Annotated in this window: 15 protein-coding genes; 2 read left to right on the top strand and 13 right to left on the bottom strand. The window is 67.7% G+C overall.

The window, feature by feature from the left end; translation table 11 throughout:
• Positions 1-7: 7 nt before the first annotated feature.
• Positions 8-1000, top strand: a complete 993-nt coding sequence (locus ACK6C6_RS11260; protein WP_409267403.1) for a Bug family tripartite tricarboxylate transporter substrate binding protein — start codon at positions 8-10, stop codon at positions 998-1000.
• 54 nt (positions 1001-1054) lie between these two features.
• Here the strand turns inward: ACK6C6_RS11260 and ACK6C6_RS11255 are convergent, their stop codons facing one another.
• The 9 genes from ACK6C6_RS11255 to ACK6C6_RS11215 all read right to left on the bottom strand — a co-directional run bounded on the left by ACK6C6_RS11255 (position 1055) and on the right by ACK6C6_RS11215 (position 17602).
• Positions 1055-1987, bottom strand: a complete 933-nt coding sequence (locus ACK6C6_RS11255; RefSeq protein WP_409267402.1) for a family 43 glycosylhydrolase — start codon at positions 1985-1987, stop codon at positions 1055-1057.
• Between the two features lie 132 nt (positions 1988-2119).
• The gene (locus tag ACK6C6_RS11250; protein WP_409267401.1) at positions 2120-4090 is read right to left on the bottom strand and encodes a peptidase U32 family protein; all 1971 of its coding nucleotides are present in this window, start codon (positions 4088-4090) and stop codon (positions 2120-2122) included.
• Between the two features lie 40 nt (positions 4091-4130).
• Positions 4131-5219, bottom strand: a complete 1089-nt coding sequence (locus ACK6C6_RS11245) for a hypothetical protein (protein ID WP_409267400.1) — start codon at positions 5217-5219, stop codon at positions 4131-4133.
• The gene (locus ACK6C6_RS11240; protein WP_409267399.1) at positions 5210-6175 is read right to left on the bottom strand and encodes a phytanoyl-CoA dioxygenase family protein; all 966 of its coding nucleotides are present in this window, start codon (positions 6173-6175) and stop codon (positions 5210-5212) included. Before ACK6C6_RS11240 ends, ACK6C6_RS11245 begins: the two co-directional genes overlap by 10 nt.
• On the bottom strand, positions 6163-14934 hold the full coding sequence (locus ACK6C6_RS11235; protein ID WP_409267398.1) for an Ig-like domain-containing protein: 8772 nt from the start codon (positions 14932-14934) through the stop codon (positions 6163-6165). The genes ACK6C6_RS11240 and ACK6C6_RS11235 overlap by 13 nt, the downstream gene beginning before the upstream one ends.
• Positions 14935-15019: 85 nt before the next feature.
• A complete protein-coding gene (locus tag ACK6C6_RS11230) occupies positions 15020-15553 on the bottom strand; it encodes a phage tail protein (RefSeq protein WP_409267397.1) in 534 nt (177 codons plus the stop codon).
• Positions 15554-15569: 16 nt separating this feature from the next.
• Positions 15570-16064 carry a phage tail protein gene (locus ACK6C6_RS11225; RefSeq protein WP_409267396.1) on the bottom strand — a complete coding sequence of 165 codons (495 nt, stop codon included), beginning with the start codon at positions 16062-16064 and terminating at the stop codon, positions 15570-15572.
• A gap of 25 nt (positions 16065-16089) precedes the next feature.
• Complete coding sequence (locus ACK6C6_RS11220; RefSeq protein WP_409267395.1) at positions 16090-16611, bottom strand: phage tail protein; 522 nt, start codon at positions 16609-16611, stop codon at positions 16090-16092.
• A gap of 259 nt (positions 16612-16870) precedes the next feature.
• Positions 16871-17602, bottom strand: a complete 732-nt coding sequence (locus ACK6C6_RS11215; RefSeq protein ID WP_409267394.1) for a siderophore-interacting protein — start codon at positions 17600-17602, stop codon at positions 16871-16873.
• A 66-nt stretch (positions 17603-17668) separates the two neighbouring features.
• On the opposite strand from ACK6C6_RS11215, the gene ACK6C6_RS11210 reads away from it, so the two are divergent.
• Positions 17669-18145 (top strand): MarR family winged helix-turn-helix transcriptional regulator, encoded by a 477-nt coding sequence (locus tag ACK6C6_RS11210; RefSeq protein ID WP_409267393.1) that lies wholly within the window; start codon positions 17669-17671, stop codon positions 18143-18145.
• Here the strand turns inward: ACK6C6_RS11210 and ACK6C6_RS11205 are convergent.
• The 4 genes from ACK6C6_RS11205 to ACK6C6_RS11190 form a co-directional block, all read right to left on the bottom strand.
• The gene (locus ACK6C6_RS11205) at positions 18109-18660 is read right to left on the bottom strand and encodes a putative glycolipid-binding domain-containing protein (RefSeq protein WP_409267392.1); all 552 of its coding nucleotides are present in this window, start codon (positions 18658-18660) and stop codon (positions 18109-18111) included. The genes ACK6C6_RS11210 and ACK6C6_RS11205 overlap by 37 nt on opposite strands.
• Positions 18661-18735: 75 nt before the next feature.
• The gene (locus ACK6C6_RS11200; RefSeq protein WP_209586689.1) at positions 18736-18933 is read right to left on the bottom strand and encodes a hypothetical protein; all 198 of its coding nucleotides are present in this window, start codon (positions 18931-18933) and stop codon (positions 18736-18738) included.
• A gap of 231 nt (positions 18934-19164) precedes the next feature.
• Complete coding sequence (locus ACK6C6_RS11195; RefSeq protein ID WP_209586688.1) at positions 19165-20124, bottom strand: chemotaxis protein; 960 nt, start codon at positions 20122-20124, stop codon at positions 19165-19167.
• A gap of 129 nt (positions 20125-20253) precedes the next feature.
• Positions 20254-22137, bottom strand: a complete 1884-nt coding sequence (locus tag ACK6C6_RS11190; protein ID WP_409267391.1) for an AI-2E family transporter — start codon at positions 22135-22137, stop codon at positions 20254-20256.
• Between the last annotated feature and the right edge of the window lie 103 nt (positions 22138-22240).

The raw sequence follows: 22240 nt of genomic DNA, 5'->3' as shown, positions 1-22240 counted from the left end.
GGAGACTATGCGACAATTTTTCGGCAGCGCCGGACGTACCACCTTGAAGCTGGCATGTGTAGCGGCGGCATCGGCGATTTCTTTCAGCGCGCTGGCCCAGAACTGGCCTAGCTCGACCGTGACGGTGGTGGTGCCATGGCCGCCGGGCGGGCCCTCGGACATCGCGGCGCGTCCGCTGGCCAAGGGCCTGACGCAGGGCCTGGGCCAATCCTTCGTGATCGACAACCGCGCCGGCGGCGGCGGCAACATCGGCACGGCGGCCGTCACCCGCGCCAAGCCGGATGGCTCGACGCTCCTGATCACCTCGAGCGCGCCGATCGTGATCAACCCGAGCCTGTACAAGAACATGAGCTTCGACCCGCTGAAGGACCTGGCGCCGGTCACCAACCTGCTGCGCGTGCCGCTGGTGCTGGTCGCCGGCCCGAACGTGCCGGCCAAGAACCTGAAGGAACTGATGGCCTACATCCAGTCCAAGAAGGGCCAGTTCTCGTATGGCTCCTCGGGCAACGGCACGCCGCAGCACCTGACCAGCGAACTGTTCGCCAGCGTGACCAAGCTGCAGATGACCCACGTGCCTTATAAAGGTTCGGCGCCGGCGATCTCCGACCTGCTGGGCGGCCACATCCCGATGATGTTCGACAGCACCATCGCAATCATGCCGCATATCAAGAGCGGCAAGGTCAAGCCGATCGCGATCTCGAGCGCCAAGCGCTCGCCGCTGTTGCCCGACGTGCCGACCTTCGCCGAAGCCGGCCTGCCGCAGATCGAGTCCTATGCCTGGTACGGCATGTTCGCCCCGGCCAAGACCCCGGCGAACGTGATCGCCAAGATCAATGCCGAAGCGATCAAGGTCATGAAGGGGCCGGAGTTCCAGAAGGTGCTGGCCGATACCGGTTCCGACTTCGTGGGCGACACGCCGGCCAACTTCGGCAAGTTCGTGCAGGCCGAGCATGCGCGCTGGGGCAAGGTCGTGAAGGACAGCGGCGCGACGGTCGACTGAGCTCCCTGACTTTCAACGCAAAACGCCGCCCAGGGCAACCGGGCGGCGTTGTTCTTAGCGCGTGACCTGGCGGATGCTGCCGTCCGCCTCGTACTCGAGCGGCGCGATCGCGATCGAACGGCGGTGGCTGCCGCCGCCCGGCAGCAGATTGTCGTGATAGAAGAGCCAGCTTCTGCCGTCGTGCTCGACGATGGCCTGGTGGTTGGTCGAGATCTTCAGGTAATCGAGCACCACGCCGCGGTAGGTGAAGGGCCCCAATGGCGAGCTGCCGGTGGCGTACAGGATCTGTCCGGGCCAGCCGCTGGAGAAAGTGAAGTAGTAGACGCCGCCGCGCTGGTGCAGGAAGGGGGCTTCGCCGAATTTTTTCTTCGGGTCGGCTGCCGGCAGTCCCGCGATGGCCACGTCCAGGATCGGCCCGTCCAGGCTCACCATGTCGGGCTTCAGCTTGACGACCTTGGGCACCCGGGTGCCGAAGTACAGGTAAGCCTGGCCATCCTTGTCGACGAACATGGCGGGGTCGATCGGCTCGTCGCCGGCGTTAAGGTCGCGCGCCTTGTCGACCAGCGGGTCGAGGCGTGCATCCACGAAGCCGCCGTCCGGGCGGCTGGAGACGGCGACGCCGATCTTGTCGCCGCCGACCGGCGCGTAGAAATAGTATTGACCGTTGCGGTAGGCCGCTTCCGGCGCCCAGGCCTTGGCATCCGGCTTTGCCCACTTGAACACCCTCACGTCGAGCGGCACGCCGGCATCCTGCCAGCCGCGCATGTCCTGCGAGGTGTACAGGCGCCAGGTGACCGAATCCCAGTAGTTGCCGCTATTCGAGGCGTCGTCGGTGGCGTACAGGTAGAACTTGCCGCCATCGAACGGGAACCAGTGCGGCGACGGGTCGCCATTGAAGCGCGGCGAGATTGGCTCGGCTGCCTGGGCAGGCAGGACGGAGGCAAGAGCCAGCGGAAGGGCGGCCAGGTAGGGCATCAGGTGCTGCATCGGGACATCTCCGGAATGGACATGCCGCCATGCTAGCGCCCGCGGGCCGCCTTGGGGCGGCCGCAGGCTACATGCTCAGCGTGTTGATTGCCCGGCGAGCGCCGGGCCAGGTTTTTTACCGATCGGTAAAAATCAGGCGCGCGGGCGCTGCTTGTGGAAGACCAGCGGGCTGTAAGGCACGGCCGAGGGCGGCGGCTGCTTGAGGATGTTGTCCTTCATCGCGCCCACCACGTGCATCTCGCAGGGCTTGCAGTCGAAGCGCAGGGTGTAGCGCTCGTTGCCGCTCACCAGGGTCATCGGCTCGGCCTTGACCTGGCCCTGCACGCCCTGGACACCCTTGGCCTGCTTCGGGCACAGGTTGAACGAGAAGCGCAGGCAGTGCTTGGTGATCATCAGGGACACTTCGCCCGGCTCTTCGTGCGACTCGTAGGCCGCGTCGATCAGCTGCACGCCGTGCTTGTGGTAGAAGGCGCGCGCCTTCTCGTTGTAGACGTTGGCCAGGTAGCTCAGCTGCTGCTCCGGATAGACCGCCGGCGGCTCGGCTGGGGCCTTGCGCTGCGGACGGTCCCAGCTTGCCAGGCGCGCCGCTTCGTGGGCGGCGATCGCGTCGCGGCGCAGCGCATTGATCGCGCTGGAGGCCACGAACCAGGGCTGCGTCAATTGCAGCTCGACCGCGCCGGCTTCGAACATCGTGTTGCCGAGCTTGGCGATGCTGGTGCGCAGCGCGCTTTCCGCCTGCGCCGCCTGCTGGGCCGGCTGCAGCGCGATCACGGCGCTGGTCGCGGTCTCGATGCCGTCCTCGTCGCGCAGCGTCAGGCGCAGACCGTCGGGCTGTTCGGCCAGCAGCAGGTCGACCCTGACCTTGCGCTCGGACGACTTCTTGGAGAGCGCCGATTCCCAGTGATGGTCGCGGTTGCGGTGCACGATGGTGCCGACCTTCAGGCCGGCCAGGCTCTTGACGGGTTCGTTCGGGAACACGCGCCAGTTCTGGCCATCCGCGTCCTCGCCCAGCTTCTGCGCCGTGTTGGCCTGGATGCCGACCGTCTCGCGCTTGTTCATGTAGTTCAGGCCGTCGCCGTTGGCCATCGCCGCATTGGTGGCCAGGTCGATGAAGTCCGGGCCGATGCGGGTGACCGTGCCCAGCTCCACGCCGATGTACTTGGGCGAGTCGAAGGCGCCGATGTCGTCCTGGCGGCCGAGCGCGAAGTAATCGGTGTGGCCGCGATGGAAGTTCTTGTCGACGTCCGGGGTGAACAGCACGCGGGTGTTGCCGCTGGACGCGCGCGCGTATTCCGGACGACGCTCGAGCAGCTCGTCGAGCAGCAGGCGGTAGTGGGCCGTGATGTTCTTCACGTAGCCCATGTCCTTGTAGCGGCCCTCGATCTTGAACGAGCGGATGCCGGCGTCGACCAGGGCTTCCAGGTTGCGGCTCTGGTCGTTGTCCTTCATCGACAGCAGGTGCTTTTCGTAGGCGACCACGCGGCCCTGGCCATCGCTCAGGGTATACGGCAGGCGGCAGGCCTGCGAGCAGTCGCCGCGGTTGGCGCTGCGGCCGGTGTCGGCGTGCGAGATGTAGCACTGGCCCGAGAAGGCCACGCACAGGGCGCCGTGCACGAAGTATTCGAGCGGGGTATCCACTTGCGCCTTGATCTTGCGGATTTGCTCGACGGTCAGTTCGCGCGCCAGCACCAGCTGCGAAAAGCCGACATCGCCCAGAAACTTCGCCTTCTCCACGGTACGGATGTCGCACTGGGTCGAGGCGTGCAGCTGGATCGGCGGCAGGTCCAACTCCAGCAGTCCCATGTCCTGGATGATCAGGGCGTCGACGCCGGCCTCGTACAACTGCCAGATCTGCTGGCGGGCCAGGTCGAGTTCGCTGTCGTGCATGATCGTGTTCATGGTCACGAAGATGCGCGCGCGGTAGCGGTGGGCGAATTCGACCAGGGCGGCGATGTCCTCCAGCGGATTGCTGGCATTGTGGCGCGCGCCGAAGGCGGGGCCGCCGATGTACACCGCGTCGGCGCCGTGGAGGATGGCCTCGCGGCCGATCTCGGCGGTTTTGGCGGGCGACAGCAGTTCAAGCTGGTGATCAAACAGTGACATGGCGGGAATCCTCGATGCGAAGGGCGAAATTATAGCCAAATCAAGGCGTTAAGTCATTCGCGATCGCAGCTGGGGGCGGCGCTCGGGCAGGCTCCATATACGCGATCCCGGGATCGGCGCCCAGCCGGTAGCGCAAATGCAACTGCTGGCCGCCTTCGAAGGCCGGCTTGCCGTCCAGGAAGCGCGGGGTGTTCAGGCTGCAGTCGCCCTGGCGCAGCACGATGTCGTCGAAGACGGTGATTTCGGTCAAGAGGCGCAGCGTGTTGTGCGGGGCCAGAACCGGCGGCAGGGTGATGGCGGCTGCCGGCAGGCTGCCGTCGGGGGCGGCGTCCCAGGCCTGCACCGACGCCGCATTCAGCGCGAACACCTGGCCCAGGGCCGTGGTTTCGCGCCATGCGCTGTGCGCGTCGGGCCGCTCGCACAGCACGCCATCGACCCGTACCTCGGCCGGCACCATCAGCGCCCCTGGCGCCTGGCCGAGCAGGTTGCGGGCGATCGCCACCTGCGGTTCGCGCTTGAGCGCCGCGCTCATGGTTTCGCTGACGATCACGTCGGGCAGCGCCTCCGGGTCGAGCCGCCAGGTCGCGGCGTCGGCCTGCACCCAGGCCGCCACGCCAGGTTCCAGGCCCAGGGCTTCCACCAGCCGGCGCGCCGGGGCCAGCGCCTCGGCATGGATGTCGAGCAGGGTGAAGCGGGCCCGGTCGGCCGGCCACAGGGCCAGCAGGGGCAGCAGCAGGAAGGCGAACGGGCCGCAGCCGGCGTACAGGACCCGCAGCGGGCGGCCTCCGGCACGCGCAGCGGCCGCGTCCATCGCCCGGGCGGCGCCCTGGATGAAGGCGGCGCTGCGCAGGAATTCGCGTGCGCACAGCGCGGCGGTCACGGGCGATACCGCCAGACCCGACTCCAGCCAGCTCTGGCCGTCCCCGATGTTCAGATGCACCGACATGTCCATCCGGGACAGGCGTTCGGCCAGCAGGCGCAGGTCCTGGATCGGGACGATCGCCTCGTGCAGGCCAGGGCCCGCGGCCAGGATGGCGCGGGCGAGCGCGCGCAGCTGTTCCAGGTCGCTAACCGCAGCCTTGCCTGCGTCGTCGGTGTTGCGCTTGTCGTGCGGCTGTGTCAGATCCATTCGGTGTGCTCGTCGCCGGATTCCGGCAGATAGGTAAGGTATTGCACCATGCGCGGGAGTATGCCCCGGTTGGGCGTGGCGCAGTGCGGCAGGGCCTGGTGCCAGAGGATGAAGTCGCCGGCCCGGCCGGGCACCGGCTCCGGGCGCAGGTCGCTCAAGGCCCAGTCGCGCGGGTGGACGCCGGCCGGCACCGTGGACAGCCATTCCGGCAGGCGCCGGTGAAAGCCGGGGACGCAGTGGAAGGCGCCGTCCTGCGGACCGCAGTCGCCCAGGTAGAGCAGGCCCTGCAGCCGGAACGGCACCGGCTGGCTCAGGCTCGCGTCCCAATGGAGGGGACTGCCCTGGAAGCGCCAGCCGGCCGTCTCGGGCGGATTGAAACTGACCTTGTCGATGGTCGGATAGATGGCGGCCGAGCCGTACAAGGCTTCGCAGGTGCGGCGCACGGCCGGCAGCGCGCGGTTGGCCGCGAGCGCCGGGTGGTCGGAAAAATCCAGCATCATGCCGCGCCTGGCAGGGTGTTCCCGGTACCAGCTGGCCGGATGCTCCGGGCTGGCGCCGAGGCATTCCCAGATGGCGCGGCGCGCCGCCTCGCATTGCGCGCTTGATGCGGCGCCGGGCAGCACCAGGTAGCCGTGACGGTCCCAGAAATCCAGCTGCGCCGCGGACAGCGCGGCCTCAATCGCGGCGGGCGCCCCTGCCGGCTCGGCCAGCGGCGCACGGGTGCGCTCCAGCAGCCAGGCCTGAAAGGCTGCGCGGCTCGGGCGCTCGCCGTACAGGTAGTGCAGGGCGCTCTCGAGGGAGATGCCGCGCCGGTACAGCGCCCGCAGCTGGCGCTGCCACGGCACCGCCTCGGCATCCGGATGTTCCCTGCCCTGGCCGGCGCTGCGTTCCCACAACGCGGCCAGCGCCGCTGCGTCCCCTTCGCCGCCGTCCGACGCTGCGCTCAGACCAGCCACAGGCCCTGGCCGGCGAACTGTGCGCCCGCCACGTCGCCGGATTGCAGCCAGCTGCCGATCAACTCGGCGCGGGTGTGCGTGCGCAGGTAGTTTTCCCAGTGCGCGACACCGCCCGCGGCGCCGGCGTCCAGGCCGGAGTTGTCGAACAGCGCCTTGACGAAGGCGGCGTCGCTGGCGCCGTCGTAGCGCGCCTTGAACTCGGCCGTCTGGGTGAAGCCCTGCACCAGCTGGGCGCCGTCCATGCCGGTGGAGAGCCACCACTGGAAGCCGCCGAGGTCGCCCGCACGGTCGAGTACCGCCTGGTACAGCAGGCCCAGCTGGGTCAGCGTGGACAGCTTCCCTTGCAGGAAGCCCAGGTCCACGGTGCCGTCGCTGAACTCGCCTTTTTCGATGCCGAACAGCTGGTCGACGTCGGCGTTGGCCCGGTTGGCCACCTTCAGGTGGCCGGCGCTGTCAATGATGAAGCGGTAATCGAGCATCTTGCCGGCGTACACCGCCGTATCGATGCCGTCGCCGCCCACCAGCACGTTGCTGCCGGCGCCGCTCTCGAGACGGTCGTCGCCGCTGCCGGCGATCCAGTCGTTTTCGCGGGCCACGCTGCCCGCGCCGATCAGGTAGCCATCGGCGGTGTTCCAGGCCAGCTTGTGTTCGCTGCTCTGGGAGAGCGCCAGCATCATGTCGACCCGGCTCATGGCCGGCGCAGCGGCGCTGCCTGCCAGTTTCCCGAGCCAGAAGGCCAGCCCGCCGCTGTCGGCCTGGCGGCCGAGGGCGTTCTGGTACAGCGCCTGGACAAAGGCGCTGTCGGACAGCGCGCGGCCGGCGCCGTCCTGCCATTCGGCGGACTGCAGGAACAGCTTGGCCACGGCGCCGATGTCGGCGCCGGCGCGAGCCCAGTATTCCAGTCCAGCCAGGTCCGGCGCGCGGCCGAAGGCGGCATGGTAGAGCAGGGACAGCGAGGACAGCATCGCCTTGTCGGCCGCGAGGAAGGACAGGCCTTCGGCTGCGCCGTTCAGCTCGCCCAGCGCGAGGGTTTCCTTCTGGCCCGGCGCGAACAGCGCGGTCTCGTGCTGCGCCTTGAGGGTGCCGGCGGCGTCCAGGTAGAACTGCCAGCCGCCCTGGCTGCTGCGGCCGCCCTGCAGGATGTCGTCGCCTGCGCCGCCGATCAGGCGGTCGTTGCCGATGCCGCCGACGACGATGTCGTCGCCGTCGCCGCCGTCGAGCAGGTCGTCGCCGCCGGCGCTGCCGATGATGTCGTCGCCGCCGCCGCCCGCGAGCACGTCGTCGTCCGCGCCCAGGAAGATGTTCTGGCGGGCGTCGTCGCCGGTCACGTAGTTGCGGCCGTCGCCGCCGCGCAGGGTCGCCGCGCCGATGATGGCCGCGAAGTCGACGTTGTTCAGTTGCAGCACGCTGCCGCTCGGCAGCGCCTTGGCGTCGAGCACCAGGCCGATCGCGGTGGCGTTGCTGCCGCCGTTGGCCGGCGTGGTGGAACTGCCGTTGATCAGGATGGTCTGCGGCGTGGCCGACCCGGCCGTGAGCACCACCGTCTTGCTCTCCAACAGGGTGTTCGGCGCGAGGCTGGACAGGAAGCTGCCGCCCTGGCCGGTCATGTCGGCCTGGACGCTGGAGCCGGCCTCGGTCTTGTTCTCGATCCGGCGGATCAGGTCGAGCAGCGCCTGGGCGTTGCTCAGCAGGCTGGCGGGACCTTCGACCTGCATGCCGGTGCCGGTCGGCAGGCTCACCAGCAGCTCGGTGCGCGGGCCGTTCGCCTCGCCCAGGCCCAGCGGGATGTCGGCCAGGTTGCCGTGGGCGGAGTTCGGGTCGTCCGAACGCGTGGCTTCGATCACCGGGATCGTCAAGCTGGTGGTCGCGACGCCGGTGGCCGGGTCGACCGGTCCGACCTGGGTGAAGATCGGCACACCGTCGACCAGGCCGGTCGCGGGCGGCGGCGCCGACGCGGTCCTGACCACATACGAGGGCGACACCGCACTGCCGGCGCCGGGGTTGCCGGCGGCATCCAGCACGCCCGCCAGGTCGACCCTCATGACGTTGACGACAGCCGTCGTCCCGGCGGCCGGGGTGAAGGTCGCGCTCCAGGTAATGCCGCCGTCGGTGCTGGCGAAGTCGCCCAGGCTGCCGTTGGCGGCGCTGACCGCGGCGCCGCTGAAACCGGTGACGGCCTCGCTGAAGCGTACGGTCACCAGTGCGGTCTCGCCGGCGCGCAGGTCGGTGTCGGACATGGTCACCGTCGCCGTCGGCGCGCGCGTGTCGACCGCGTAGACGCCGCTGTCGGCGCTGCCGCTGCCGGCGTTGCCGGCCAGGCTGGTGATGCCGCCGAGGTCCAGCGTCAGGAAGGTCGACGCATTGCTGGCGTTGGCGGCGGGCAGCAGGGTCGCGGTCCAGGTGGTGCCGCCGTCGCTGCTGGCGAGGTTGGACAAGCTGCCGCTCGGCACCGTGACGTCGTCGACCGTGAAGCCGGTGACGGCTTCGGTGAAGACGAAGGTGACGGTGGCGCTGTCGCCGATCTTGAGCGCGCTGTCGGAGATCGTGATGGGCGAGGCCAGCTTCGGCGCCGTGGTCTGGACGACATAGCTGGCGCTGGCGACGGTGCCGCTGCCGGCATTGCCGGCCAGGTCGGTGATGCCCGCATAGTCCAGGGTCAGCACGTTGCCGGCGGCGCTGGTGTCGGCCGAAGGGGTCAGGGTCGCGGTCCAGGTGATCCCGCCGTCGCTCGACGCCAGGTTCGACAGGGTGCCGTTGGGGACGGTGACGTCGTCGGTGCTGAAACCGCTCACGGCTTCGGTGAACGTAAAGGTGACGGTGGCCGTGTCGCCGGTCGTCAATGCGGTGTCGGAGATGACGATGCCGGAAGCCAGCGTCGGGCGCACGGTATCGACGGCGTAGTTGCCGCTGTCGGCGCTGCCGCTGCCCGTGTTGCCGGCCAGGTCGGTGATGCCGGCGTAGTCCAGGGTGAGCACGTTGGCGGCGGCGCTGGTATCGACCGAAGGGGTCAGGGTCGCGGTCCAGGTGACGCCGCCGTCGCTCGAGGCAAGGCCGGACAGGGCGCCGTTGGCGACGCTGACGTCGGCGGCGGTGAAGCCGGTCACCGCCTCGCTGAAAGTGAAGGTGACGGTGGCGCTGCCGCCGAGGGCGAGCGCGGCGTTCGAGATCGCGATGCTGGACGCCAGCGTCGGACGCACGGTGTCGACCGCGTAGTTGGCGCTGTCGGCGCTGCCGGTGCCGGCGTTGCCGGCCAGGTTGGCGATGCCGCCGAGGTCCAGGGTCAGGACGTTGCTCGCATCGCTGGCGCCGGCATCCGGGCTCAAGGTCGCGGTCCAGGTGGTGCCGCCGTCGCTGGTGGAGAGATTGGACAGGCTGCCGTTCGGCACGGTGACGTCGGCGGCCGTGAAGCCGGTGACCGCCTGGTTGAACACGAAGGTGACGGTGGCGCTGTCACCGATCTTGAGCACGGTGTCGGAAATGGCGATCGGCGACGCCAGCGCCGGCGCCGTCGTGTCGACCGCATAGTTGCCGCTACTGACAGTACCGCTGCCGGCATTGCCTGCCAGGTCGGCGATGCCCGTGTAGTTCAGGGTCAGCACGTTGCTGGCGCTGCTTGCGCCGGCCGAAGGCGTCAGGGTCGCAGTCCAGGTGATGCCGCCGTCGCCCGTGGCGAGATTCGACAGGACGCCGTTCGGCACGCTCACGTCGGCCGTGGTGAAGCCGGTGACGGCCTCGGTGAACGTGAAGGTGACGGTGGCCGTTTCGCCGGTCTTCAGGGCGGTGTCGGAGATCGTGATGCCGGCGGCCAGGCTTGGACGCACGGTGTCGACCGCGTAGTTGCCGCTGGCGGCAGTGCCGCTGCCGGCATTGCCGGCCAGGTCGGCGATGCCGGTGTAGTCCAGGGTCAGCACGTTGGCGGCGGCGCTGGTGTTGGCCGAAGGGCTCAGGGTCGCGGTCCAGGTGATGCCGCCGTCGCTCGAGCTCAGGCCCGAAAGCGTGCCGTTGGCCACGCTGACGTCGGCGGTGGTGAAGCCGCTCACCGCCTCGGTGAAGGTGAAAGTCACGGTGGCGCTGCCGCCGATGGCGAGCGCGGTGTCGGAGATCGCGATTGCCGAGGCCAGGCTCGGACGCACGGTGTCGACCGCGTAGTTGCCGCTGGCGGCAGTGCCGCTGCCGGCGTTGCCGGCCAGGTTGGCGATGCCGCTGTAGTCCAGGGTCAGGACGTTGGAAGCACTGCTGGCGCCGGCATCCGGGTTCAGGGTCGCGGTCCAGGTGGTGCCGCCGTCGCTGGTGGCGAGATTGGACAGGCTGCCGTTCGGCACGGTAATGTCCTCGGTGGTGAACCCGGTCACCGGCGCGGTGAAGACAAAGGTGACGGTGGCGCTGTCGCCGATCTTGAGCGCGGTGTCGGAAATCGTGATCGGCAAGGCCAGCACCGGTGCGGTCGTGTCGATCGCGTAGTTGCCGCTGGTGACAGTGCCGGCGCCGGCATTGCCGGCCAGGTCGGCGATGCCCGCGTAGTTCAGCGTGAGCACGTTGCTGGCGGCGACGACGCCGGTGCCCGGGTTCAGGGTCGCGGTCCAGGTGATGCCGCCGTCGCTTGAGGCCAGGTTCGACAGGGTGCCGTTCGGCACGGTCACGTCGCCGGCGGTGAAGCCGGTGACGGCTTCGCTGAACGTAAAGGTGACGGTGGCCGTGTCGCCGCTCGCCAGCGCGGTATCGGAGATGACGATGCTGGTCGCCAGGCTCGGGCGGACGGTGTCGACGCTGTAGTTGACGCTGTCGGCGCTGCCGCTGCCGGCATTGCCGGCCAGGTTGGCGATGCCGGCATAGTTCAGGGTCAGGACATTGCTGGCGTCGGTGCTGCCGGCGGCGGGCGCCAGGGTCGCGGTCCAGGTGACGCCGCCGTCGCTGCTGGACAGGTTGGACAGGCTGCCGTTCGGCACAGTGACGTCGGCGACCGTGAAGCCGGTGACCGCCTCGCTGAAGGCGAACGTGACGGTGGCGCTGTCGCCGATCTTGAGCGCGGTGTCGGAGATCGTGATCGGCGAGGCGAGTACCGGCACCGTGGTCTGGACGGCGTAGTTGGGGCTGGCGACGGTGCCGTTGCCGGCATTGCCGGCCAGGTCGGCGATGCCCGCGTAGTTCAGGGTCAGGACGTTGCTGGTGTCGTTGACGCCGGCCGCAGGGGTCAGGGTCGCGGTCCAGGTGATGCCGCCGTTGCTTGACGCCAGGTTCGACAGGGTGCCGTTGGGGACCGTGACGTCGTCCGCGGTGAAGCCGGTGACGGCTTCGGTAAAGACGAAGGTGACGGTGGCGCTGTCGCCGTTCTTCAGGGCGGTGTCGGAGATCGTGATGCCGGCCGCCAGGCTCGGACGAATGGTGTCGACGCGGTAGTTGCCGCTGTCGACGGTGCCGGTGCCGGCGTTGCCGGCCAGGTCGGCGATGCCGGCATAGTTCAGCGTCAGCACGTTGCTGGCGGACGTGGCGTTGGCCAAAGGCGTCAGTGTCGCGGTCCAGGTGATGCCGCCGTCACCCGAGGCCAGGCTTGAAAGCGTACCATTGGCCACGCTCACGTCGGCAGTGGTGAAACCGGTCACCGCCTCGGTGAAGGTAAAGGTCACGGTGGCGCTGCCGCCGATGGCGAGCGCGGTCTCGGAGATCGCGATGCTGGAGGCCAGGCTCGGGCGCACGGTGTCGACCGCGTAGTTGCCGCTGTCGGCCGTGCCGCTGCCGGCGTTGCCGGCCAGGTCGGCGATGCCGCCGTAGTTCAGGGTCAGCACGTTGGACGCGCTGCTGGCGCCGGCGTTCGGCAGCAGGGTGGCGGTCCAGGTACGGCCGCCGTCGCTCGAGCTCAGGTTGGTGAGCGAACCGCCCGGCACGGTGACGTCGGCGACCGTGAAGCCGGTCACCGCTTCGGTGAAGGCGAAGGTGACGGTGGCGCCATCGCCGATCTTGAGTGCGGTGTCGGAGATCGAGATCGCACTGGCGAGCAACGGCGCGGTCTGGTCGATCGTGTAGGACTGGCCGGCCGTGAAGCCGCCGGACACGCCCTGGCTGCTGGCGTTGACGATGCCGGTGCCGCCCGCATTCAGGTCCAGGCGCAGGCTGCCGTCGCCGCTGACGTTGTCGACGGTGACGGTATAGGTGGTGCCGCTGCCGCTGACGCCGGCGATCGTGCCGCTCACGCCGCTGCCCGCCAGGGTGAAGTCGCTCGCGTCGACGCCGGTGACGCTCTCCGAGAAGGTAACGGTGTAGTCGACGCTGGTGGACTTGGTGAGCGCCTGGCCGACCCGTTCGATGGCGCTGACGGTCGGCGCCAGCGCCGCAACCAGCACGCCGGAAGTGGAGCCGACACTGTTCAGCGCCGTCGCAACGTTGTTGCCCACTGCGTCCCTGATGGTGGCGCCATTGAGCGCGATGCCGGCGCCGAGGGCGATGCCGTTGTTGTCCGCCTGGCCACTGACGACGGTGTAGCGGAAGTTCAGCGCGCTGCTGCCCGAGCCGCTCACGTAGAACGCCTGTACCGTCCCTCCGGTGTCGAGCGTGAGCGCGAGCGACGGCGTCCCGCCGGCCGCGTCGACCACCACCGTCTCGTTGAAGTTGACCGTGAAGTCCAGGTCCTGGCCGGCGCGATAGGTGGCCGATGCCGGTACCGCCACCGAACTGACGACCGGGGCGGTATGGTCGAAGGTGTAAACCTCGCCGCCGGTATACCCGCCCGGGGCATTGCCGCCCGTGTCGGTGATGCCGGTGGCGCTGCTGTTCAGATCGAGCCTCATGGTGCCGTCGCCGGTGATCCCGTTGACCGTGACGGTGTAGGTGCTGCCGCTGCCGCTGACCGCGGCGATGCTGCCGGCCGTGTTTCCGGTGGTCGTCAGCTTGAAATCGCCGGCGTCGACGCCGGTAACGCTGCTGTCGAAGGTGACGGTGTACTGCACCGAGCTGGCGTTGCTCGGCGTGGCATTGGCGCGCACGATCGAGCTGACTGCCGGCGCCAGGGTGTCGAAACTGATCGACGGCGTACTGCCGGCGCCGCCAATGTTGCCGGCCAGGTCGGCGTAGCTGCCGGCGGCCACGCTGATGCTGGCCGTGCCGCCGTTGACGCCGTTGGTGGGCGTGAAGGTCGCGGTGCGGGTCAGGCCGCTGCCCGAGATCCCGCTCAGGGTGCCGCCGCTGACGGTCACGTCGCCGCCGCTGCCGTTCCAGGTGAAGGTGTTGCCGGGGTCTTCGCTGAAGGTGAAGGTAATCGTCGCGGTTTCGCCGGCCTTCAGGGTGCTCCTGTTGCTGGTGATGGCCACGGTAGGCGCGGTGCGGTCGATCGTGACGTTGAGCGCAGTGCCGACCGCGCTGGTCTGTCCGCCGTTGCTCACCTGGGCATAGACCTTGTAGACGCCGTCGCTGACGCTGGTGGCATCGATGCCGTTCACGGTCCAGGCGCCGTTGCTGGTCGATGCGGTATTGGTGGGGTCGGTGCCGGCATCGAAGACGCCGTTGTTGTTCTTGTCGAGGAAGACACGCACCGTGCCGCCGTTGTCGGCCGTCGCGCTGGTGCCGCTGAAGGACAACAGGCTGGCGTTGGTGATGTTGTCGCTATTGAAGGTGCCGCTGTCGTCGAGGGGCGCCAGGTCGGGCGCGCTTGGTGCGCTGGGTGGCTGCGAGGCGCTGACGTTGGCGATTTGAATGCTATGGAACAGTAGGTTCCACGCTTCATCGCCCATATACCCGGGATAGGCGGGATTCTCTCCCAAGGTCCAGCTGATCGTAATGGATGCCACATTGTTGTCAGAGAACGAAACGCCCCCGTTCAACACCGTGCTTGCCTTGAACGGCGTGGCGTTTCCGGGCGAATAGACTCCCGCCATCCTGTACGTGGAAATCGGGACGTCGAGGGTGTTCTTGGTAACGATCTCCAGTGCGTCGAGCCTCGAGACAGCTATGTTGTTCTGGAAATCGTAAAAGGACAATGTCAAGTCCTGGAAGCTGAAGGTCTTGGCGACTGCGCCTCCCTCGGCCTTGATAACCATGCTGGCGCTGGGAACGCCGGGACCAGAATTGTAATAAATCGCCGTGCTGCCCAGTTCGCGCTCGACGCCGTTCGAGATGACGAACTTGTCACCAATCTTCACGAAGCCATTGCCACCGGAATTGTATGTGCCGATCGTATCACTGAAATCATAGGTGCCGTTCGCGGTGCCGTTCGGGGCCAGCAGGTTGCCGTAGTCGCGCAGTGCGCTCGCCGAGAACGGGCTGTAGGAGCTGATGGTCCCGGTCGTCCGCTCGAGTACCCAGTTGCCGCCCAATGCGACGGAGCCCGTTGCATCGGTCGATGCGGCGACGTCGGCGCCGCTGGCCTGCGCCAGTTGTTCGACGAAGGTGGCGCCGTCCGTGCCCGCGCCGACCTCGCAACCGTAGAGCAGGATATCGGCGTCCGGTGCGAGCGCGGCGCGGATCGTGGCCAGCTCGCCGGCGCGGGCATCCAGCACCTCGCTGGTCAGCTGCAGCGAGCCGAGCGAAACCTTGCCTTCCTTGCCGTGAGAAACAATGTGCAGGGCCTCGATGCCGCTCCTCCCCTCCAGCACCTGGGCCATGCGCGCCAGGCCGTCTTCACCGGCGTCCAGGATGTGGACTTCGCTGTCCGGCGCCAGTCCGGCCAGCAGGGTTTGATAGTCTTGAACGTCAGTCTCGACAAACACGATCGCGCGCGGCGCAGGGGTCTGCGGGAGGGCTTGCGATTCCGGGAGGGTAGTGGGCGACATTGGCTCAGTCATGGCGGGAACGGGGAGAGTAGATGGAAATCATTTCCGGCGGCACTGAGGCCGCCGGGTGCTGGTGCTGCGACGATCAAGGCCTGCTGGGGAACACGCCTTCGAGTGAAATGATGAAGCGCAGCGGTAGGTAGGGTTGCATGTTGTTGTGCGGCTGGCCGCTGCCCGCCGGCCCCAGCGCCTGCGCATTCATGGCCGTGTCGGGCGTCGGATAGTAACCCGGCGTATCGACCTTGGCCTTGCCGGCCTTGGGTGTCTTGGCCCAGACGGCAGCGGTCGGGTCGGTCGTCGATCCCTGGTTGTCGAGCGCCTGCGGCAGGTGGACGTGGGCAGGCATCTGGGTCTGGTCCAGGGTGACGGCAGCGCTGCCGCCCACCTGGCCGACCACCCGCGGCGTCAAGCCGTTGCCGGTTCCCTGGTGCAGCGGCACGCGGCCGTTCAGGTTCGGCAGGGCGAAGGTCGTGCGGCCGTCGCCACCGTAGATGGCGCCGATGACCGCGAACAGCGTCGAGTACTGCTGAATGCTCAGCAATTGCCCGTTGCAATCTGCCCAGCCGTTCGGCGCGTACTGGCCGGTGAAAATGCGTACTTCTCCAATGTATGAATCCATGCTCCGGCTCTCCTTCTTATTGTCGTGGCGGGAAAATACCCGAGATGGCAATGCACAGATTGATTGCCAGGTAAGGCTGCATATTGTTGTGCGGCTGGCTGCCGCCCGCGGTGCCCAGTGCCTGCGGGGCCATCTGGACGTTGCTCGTTGCCGCGTACTCGCCGGCCAGCGCGGCCCAGGTGTTGCCGGAAGGCGAAGGCTGGGAAGCCGGCTGCGCGGAGGCAAGGGCCTGGTGGGTGTGCGTCGGGATTTCCTTGTCGATCAGCGCGTGCGTGGCGCTGCCGCCGGCCGCGCCCTGCGGATAGCCGGGACCGAAGCACAGGGGCGCCTGACCGCGCAGGTCGGGGAGATTGAAGGTAGTACGGCCGTCGCCGCCATACATCGTTCCGATGATGGCGAACAGCGCCTGGTTCTGATTGACCTGCAAGGTCTGGCCCTGGCACGGCATCCAGCCGCGCGGGACCCGGCCGAATGCGAATGCGCGGATTTCACCCAGAAAGAAATCGGACATGAATAGTTCTCCTCTCGTGCGCTGCTTAATTGAAGGACGGGAAGATCCCGTTCGTCGCGATAATGAAGGTCAGCGCCATGAAGGGCATCATGTTCTCGTGCGGCTGATTTCCACCGGCAACGCCGATGGCATTCGGCTTCATTGGCACCAGGGCGGCGGTTCCAGGCTTTTCATAGGCGGTCACGGTCGGGCCGCCCCAGAATCTGTTTTCGGCGTTGGCGTCGGTGCCGGGCGCCGAGTTTGCATTCACGGCATGGGTATGGACGCCCATTTCGGCAGTCGTCAGGGTCACCGTTTCGGTGCCGCCGGCCTGGCCGAGGTTGTAGTTGATGCCTTGCCTGCTCACACCCGTGCTGACGGGGACCCTGCCGCGCAGGTCAGGCAGGCCGAACGTGGTCTGGCCGTCTCCGCCATAGGTCGTGCCGATCAGCGTGTACAGCGCCTCGTATCCCGAAATGGGAAGAATCTGCCCGTTACACATCTCCCATCCTTCGGGAGCGTACGTTCCGGCGAACATGCGGATTTCCCCCACATAGCAATCGGCCATTTCTTTTCCTTTTTATGAAAGTAACGAATGCAAGGCTTGTGAATCGATTCAGTCATCGATCGCCTCGGCTGCTGCGAACAAAATTTAAACAGATTTCTGTGGAGAATGAAATGCAAATTGGCAATATGTGGCGTGGAGGCACAGCATTTGCGGATATGTGTGAATTGTGGGGAAGTGCGTTTTACAAAATAGGGGCCGGCCTCTTCCATTAGGTGGAGATCGATGGCGAGACAGGCCTGAAACGCGCCGGCGGGGTGGCTCAGTCGAGATGCTCGTGGTGGTCGGCCACGCCTTGCTTGCAGTACGCAGAGACGCGCATGGCGTCTTTCGCGATCCGCTTTTCCTCGAGCAGCACGCTGCGAACCTGCCTGGCGGTCGCGGCTTCGCCGGCAAACCAGGCGAAACCTTCGCCCGCGGGCAGGGACAGGGCGCGCAGGGCAGCCACCAGGTCCGCGTCGCTGTCGACCCAGGCCACCTCGACCTGCGCCCGCGAGACCGGCGGCAGGCGCTCGGCGCCGTCGGCCGCGATCACGGCCAGTACCCGGCTGCTGGCAGGCAGCTCGGCCAGGCGGCGCCGGATCGCGGGCAGGGCGCTGCGGTCGCCCGCCAGCAAGTGCCAGTCGAGGTCTTCCGGGATGATCATCGAGCCCCGTGGCCCCGCTATGACGGCCGGCTGGCCGACGGCGGCGGCGCGCGCCCAGTCGCTCGCGGCACCGCCGCCGTGCAGCGCGAACTCCAGGCTGACTTCACGCGCGTCGGCGTCGTAGTCCAGCGGGGTGAAGTCGCGCCGGACCTGGGCGCCGTCGACGCCGGCGAAGATGAATTTGACGTGGTCGTCGAATGAGGCCGACACGAACCGGGCAAGACCCTCGCCGCGGAAACGGATGCGTACGAAGGAGTCGCCGAGCGCGTCAACGCGGGACACGGTGACATCACGGATGTGCAGTTCATGGCGCACGCGTCGTACGCCCTTGCGATTTGGCTGTTCCATGCTGATCCAAATTGGTTGATAATATCATCTATTATCGATAACTTAGTTGATGAAGTCAACCAACCCATGAATCAGGCTCCCTCTCGCCCCGGCAGCGACGTCTTCGAAGCGATCCACGAGATCATGCATCTGTATCGCGCCCAGCAATATCGTGCGCTGCGCGCCAGCGCCCACGAACTCACCCACATGGAAAACCGGGCGCTCGGCCATATCGCGCGTCACCCGGGAGCGACCGGCCGCGACCTGGTGCAGCGCTCGGGCCGCGACAAGGCGCAGGTGACGCGCCTGGTGCAGGGCTTGCGCGAGAAAGGCCTGGTGGAGGCACGCGCCGACGAGGCTGACCGCCGCAGCACCCGCCTGTACCTGAGCGCCAGCGGCCAGGCCGTGCATGCCGAACTGCGGCAGGCCGGCCTGGTGCTGGCGGCCCAGGCGCTGGCCGGCCTGGACGAGGGCGAGCGGCGCCAGCTCGAGACCCTGCTGGGCCGGGTGCAGGAGGGGCTGCGGGTTCAGGCCGGGAGCAGCCGGGTGAACAGCGAAGGGTAGTGCCGCACCAGGCCGTCGGCATCGAGCTCCAGTTCGGCCTGGAAGTCGCCGATCGGTCCCTCGTACAGGTAGCGGCCACCGTCCAGCCGGGTATAGGCCTGCTCCATGCGGCGCGCCGCCAGCGCGGGCACGGGAATGTAGACGACCGCGATCCTGGTGCGCGCTTGCAGGGCGGCGCCGAGCCGCCGTACCGGCAGGGTGTTGGTAAAGGGCGTGGCGGCGATGTCGACGTCGGTACAGCCGCCGAGCTGGGGCTGGAGTGCGCCGTCGCCGTCGCGCCAGTGGCCGCTGCCGTCGCTGGTGAGCACCAGGGAGGCGCCGCCGGCCGCGTGCACCTCGACCGAGCGCACCCGCCAGGCGGTATCGCAGCAGATCCGGTAGCTGCAGCCGAAGGGCCCGTCGCCGCGATCGCCGACGACGACGCCTTCGGCGACGATCACGTCGTCCCGGTAATCAAGATTCAGGTGTTCCAGCCCGATGCCGTCGAGCGGCTGCCAGCGGTATGCATGTCCCATGATCGGCCTTGTCGGATCGAGCCGCCACGGTAGCACGGCGCACGGACGCTTGCAGGGTTCGGGATGACGGAAGCTTCAGTCGTTGCGGGGATAGCGGCGCCGTTCGCCCTTGCGGCGGCGCTCGGGCTGCTCATAGGCGCGCAGCAGGATGTCGCGCGGGATATGGCAATTGTCGAGGTAGTCAAGGGCGAAGCGCAGGCCCCGGGTTTCCGCCAGAAAGAAGGCGTACTCGGCAGTTACAGCGGTGTTCTCGTCTCGTCTTCGTTGCGGCATGGTGTGCTCTCCGCGGGAACGGCGGTATGCTTGCCGCGCGAACCTGCTTTGTCCTGTCGGCGGAGAAAGTGCTCCCCGCCTGGCCGGTACCCCCGATAACGTACCGACTTGTTGTCAATAATACATTCTGCGCCGCTGCGCACGATGTCGAATGTGTTAATGTTTGTTACATCACAACGAATGTGATGCGTGTCGGGTTGACCGCCGCGCAAAAAACCTGAGTCGGGGGGCTTACTGGCGCAGGAGGCGTCGGATCGTCGCCGCCAGCTCCTCGGCCGAGAACTTGGCCACGTAGGCGTCGGCCTGCACGTTCTTGACGTGCTCTTCGTTCGTGGTGCCGGACAGCGACGAATGGATGATCACCGGCAGGCTGGCGAAGCGGCCGCTCTTCTTGATGGTCCGGGTAAGCGTGAAGCCGTCCATTTCCGGCATCTCGAGGTCGGTCAGCACCAGGGCGACCTTGTCGTGCACGCTCTTGCCCTCGGCTTCGGCGGCATTCGCGATGCTGTTGAGCTGGTCCCAGGCTTCCTTGCCGCTCTTGACCATGATGAAGGGCAGGCCCATGGCGTCCAGGCCCTGTTCGATGAGGGCGCGCGCCACCACCGAGTCGTCCGCGGCCAGCACGACCGAACCCGGCTTGATCTGGATCCTGGCGCCGACCGTCTGCTGGTTGATCTCGGGACCGGAATCCGGGTTCATGTTGCGCAGGATGGTCTCGACGTCCAGCACCTGCGCCAGGCGGCTCGGCTGGCCGTTTTCTTCCGGCAGGCGGGCGATGCTGGTGACCATGCCGCTGCCGGCGGCGTGCTCGGCCGACATCACCTGGTTCCAGTCCAGGCGCACGATTTCCTCGACGCTCTCGACGGCGAAGGCCTGGGTGGTGCGGGCGAACTCCGTCACCAGCATGATGTTCAGGCCGGTTTTCGGCTTGACGCCGGCGATCGCGGGCAGGTCCAGCACCTGGATGATCTGGCCGCGCAGGTTCACCACCCCCAGCACATGGGGCATCGAGCCGGCCACGGCGGTGATCTCCGGCATCGCGACGATCTCGCGGATCTTGAACACGTTGATGCCGAAGAGTTCGCTGCGCTCGCCGTTCTCGTCGCCGCCGAGGCGGAATAGGAGGAGCTCGAATTTATTGGTGCCGGTGAGGTTGCTGCGTTCGTCGACTTCTTGTTGAACCGATTTCATATTCCGCCATGAGAAAAATAGTGCCGATAGGCAAGCATTTTACGTGGGAAACATCCCGAGCCGTAAAGACTGCCGCAAATCTCGCCCATTTTTCTATGTGAGGACGGTCGGAAAACAACAAACTGCGGTTCAACGAACGGGTTCGGGCATGGCGGTCCGGGCTGCGGCATTGCGGTCCGGCGCCACGAAGGCCAGCCCTTCCTCGAAGGAGCGCAGGATCATGTCGACATAGGCCTCGACCAGGGCCCGCTTGGGCAGCTGTTCGTCGTAGGGCAGCAGGACCGTGACCATCAGCGCTTCCGGCAGGTCCTTGCGCAGTTCGGCCACGGCGGCGCGCCAGGCCTCGAAATTGTCCTGGCGCGGGTAGGTGATGAACACGGTCGACACCAGCTCCGGCGCGCTGCCTTCCGGACGCTCCACCGGCGCGCCCACCACCAGGCTGCGGGCATCGACGTCGCCCTCGCGCAGCGCGCGCACCAAGAGCTCGGTCAGGAACTCGTCGCGCTCGGACGGCAGCCCGGCGCACAGCACGATCGAACCGGCCGGCACGTCGAGCGAACCCTGCCAGCGCCCGAAACGGGCTTCGCGCATCTGGCGCAGGTGGGCGCCGATGTTCGCATCGAGCAGCGGTACGGGTTTGCGGCGTCCGCGCGCGCCGCTCTCCGAAGCCGTGGCCACGGTGTCGGCGATGTTGGCGATGACGGCGCGCATGCGCGTTTCCTGCGCCTTGTCGATGGTGCCGGCGCCAAGGTCCGACACCGCCATGCGCAGGCCGGGCAGCAGCACGTGGTCGCAATAGCGCGCGAAGCTGTAGCGGCGCACGTAGGCGCGCGCATCCTTGGTCAGCTCGTCGGCTTCGCCGGCCAGCACGCGCTGGTGGAAGCGCTCGGCGTCCGACATGTTGGGCGCGTCGCCGAGCAGGATGGTGATCGGCGCCAGCGCCCGCACGTGGCGGCCGGCCACCACCAGGCACAGGGTCAGCGGGGTCGACAGCAGCAGGCCGACCGGCCCCCATAGCGCGCCCCAGAACAGGGCCGAGACGATCACCGCCAGCGGCGACAGGCCGGAGCTGTGGCCGTACACCTTTGGCTCGATGAAATTGGCCAGCACCAGTTCGAAGGCCAGGAAGATCGCCATGCAGGTGAGCGCCAGCGACCAGCCGGGGTCGATGGCGGCCACGAACACCGCGATGATCGTCCCCGCCAGCAGCACGCCCAGGTAGGGCACGAAGCGCAGCACCCCGCTCAGCACGCCCCACAGGATCGCATGCGGGATCCCGGCCAGCCACAGCGACACGCCGATCACCACGCCGAAGGTGAAGTTCACGATGAACTGCGAGAAGAAGAAGCGCGACACGCCCTGGGCCGCGTCGCCCAGGGTGCGGATGGTGCGGCTGACCTCGGCCTGGCCGGCCAGGCGCACCAGCCGGTCGCGCAGCGAGCTTTGCTCGAGCAGGATGAAGACGAGCAGGATCAGCACCACGCCGGCCTCGCCGATCGGGCCCCAGACCAGGTTGATGACCCGTCCCAGCGTGTCCTTCATGGTGCGCGGGGTGCGCACTTCCACCGGCAGCGGCTGGTTGGGGGTGACCACCAGGTTGCCGCGCCGTACCCGCGCAGCTTCGGTGCTTGGTACCGGCGCCACCGCGCTCAGCTCGGCCTCGATGCGGCTGATCGGGCGCTCGACCAGTTCGCGCACGTTGGCCACCTTGGTCTTGATCGCCTTGCGGTACTGCGGCAGGTCGCGGGTGATCGTCACCAGCTGGTCGAACAGGACCGCGCCGATGGCGCCCACCCCGGTGGCGACCAGGGCCACCGACAGCAGCACGGCCGGCATGCGCGCCAGCCCGACCCGCGTCATGCTGCGCACCAGCGGCGCCAGCACCAGGCTGAGGATCAGGGCCAGGGCCAGCGGCTCGAGTACTTCACGGCCAAAATACAGGAGGGCGACGACGCAGGTGGCGCTGACGACGGTGCCCGCCGTCAGGCGCAGGGTGGGTGGCAGGACATTCATGCGGGTCGTCGTCGGCTCATGAGAATGGAAACCGGGTATGTATAAAGGAAAATCCCGCGTTCGCCAAGTGCCGGGCCGGTCGTTTCGATGCTGAACCGCTTTC

This window comes from Massilia sp. BHUDP2 (assembly GCF_046236355.1).
GTDB classification, from domain to species: domain Bacteria; phylum Pseudomonadota; class Gammaproteobacteria; order Burkholderiales; family Burkholderiaceae_D; genus Telluria; species Telluria varians.
This window is presented reverse-complemented; position numbering and strand designations above follow the sequence as displayed.

Coding starts and splice junctions, on each gene's coding strand:
- ACK6C6_RS11215 (WP_409267394.1), bottom strand. CDS start 17,602: ATGGAACAGCCAAATCGCAAGGGCGTACGACGCGTGCGCCATGAACTG.
- ACK6C6_RS11210 (WP_409267393.1), top strand. CDS start 17,669: ATGAATCAGGCTCCCTCTCGCCCCGGCAGCGACGTCTTCGAAGCGATC.
- ACK6C6_RS11200 (WP_209586689.1), bottom strand. CDS start 18,933: ATGCCGCAACGAAGACGAGACGAGAACACCGCTGTAACTGCCGAGTAC.
- ACK6C6_RS11230 (WP_409267397.1), bottom strand. CDS start 15,553: ATGGATTCATACATTGGAGAAGTACGCATTTTCACCGGCCAGTACGCG.
- ACK6C6_RS11245 (WP_409267400.1), bottom strand. CDS start 5,219: ATGGATCTGACACAGCCGCACGACAAGCGCAACACCGACGACGCAGGC.
- ACK6C6_RS11250 (WP_409267401.1), bottom strand. CDS start 4,090: ATGTCACTGTTTGATCACCAGCTTGAACTGCTGTCGCCCGCCAAAACC.
- ACK6C6_RS11225 (WP_409267396.1), bottom strand. CDS start 16,064: ATGTCCGATTTCTTTCTGGGTGAAATCCGCGCATTCGCATTCGGCCGG.
- ACK6C6_RS11195 (WP_209586688.1), bottom strand. CDS start 20,124: ATGAAATCGGTTCAACAAGAAGTCGACGAACGCAGCAACCTCACCGGC.
- ACK6C6_RS11205 (WP_409267392.1), bottom strand. CDS start 18,660: ATGGGACATGCATACCGCTGGCAGCCGCTCGACGGCATCGGGCTGGAA.
- ACK6C6_RS11235 (WP_409267398.1), bottom strand. CDS start 14,934: ATGTCGCCCACTACCCTCCCGGAATCGCAAGCCCTCCCGCAGACCCCT.
- ACK6C6_RS11255 (WP_409267402.1), bottom strand. CDS start 1,987: ATGCAGCACCTGATGCCCTACCTGGCCGCCCTTCCGCTGGCTCTTGCC.
- ACK6C6_RS11190 (WP_409267391.1), bottom strand. CDS start 22,137: ATGAATGTCCTGCCACCCACCCTGCGCCTGACGGCGGGCACCGTCGTC.
- ACK6C6_RS11260 (WP_409267403.1), top strand. CDS start 8: ATGCGACAATTTTTCGGCAGCGCCGGACGTACCACCTTGAAGCTGGCA.
- ACK6C6_RS11220 (WP_409267395.1), bottom strand. CDS start 16,611: ATGGCCGATTGCTATGTGGGGGAAATCCGCATGTTCGCCGGAACGTAC.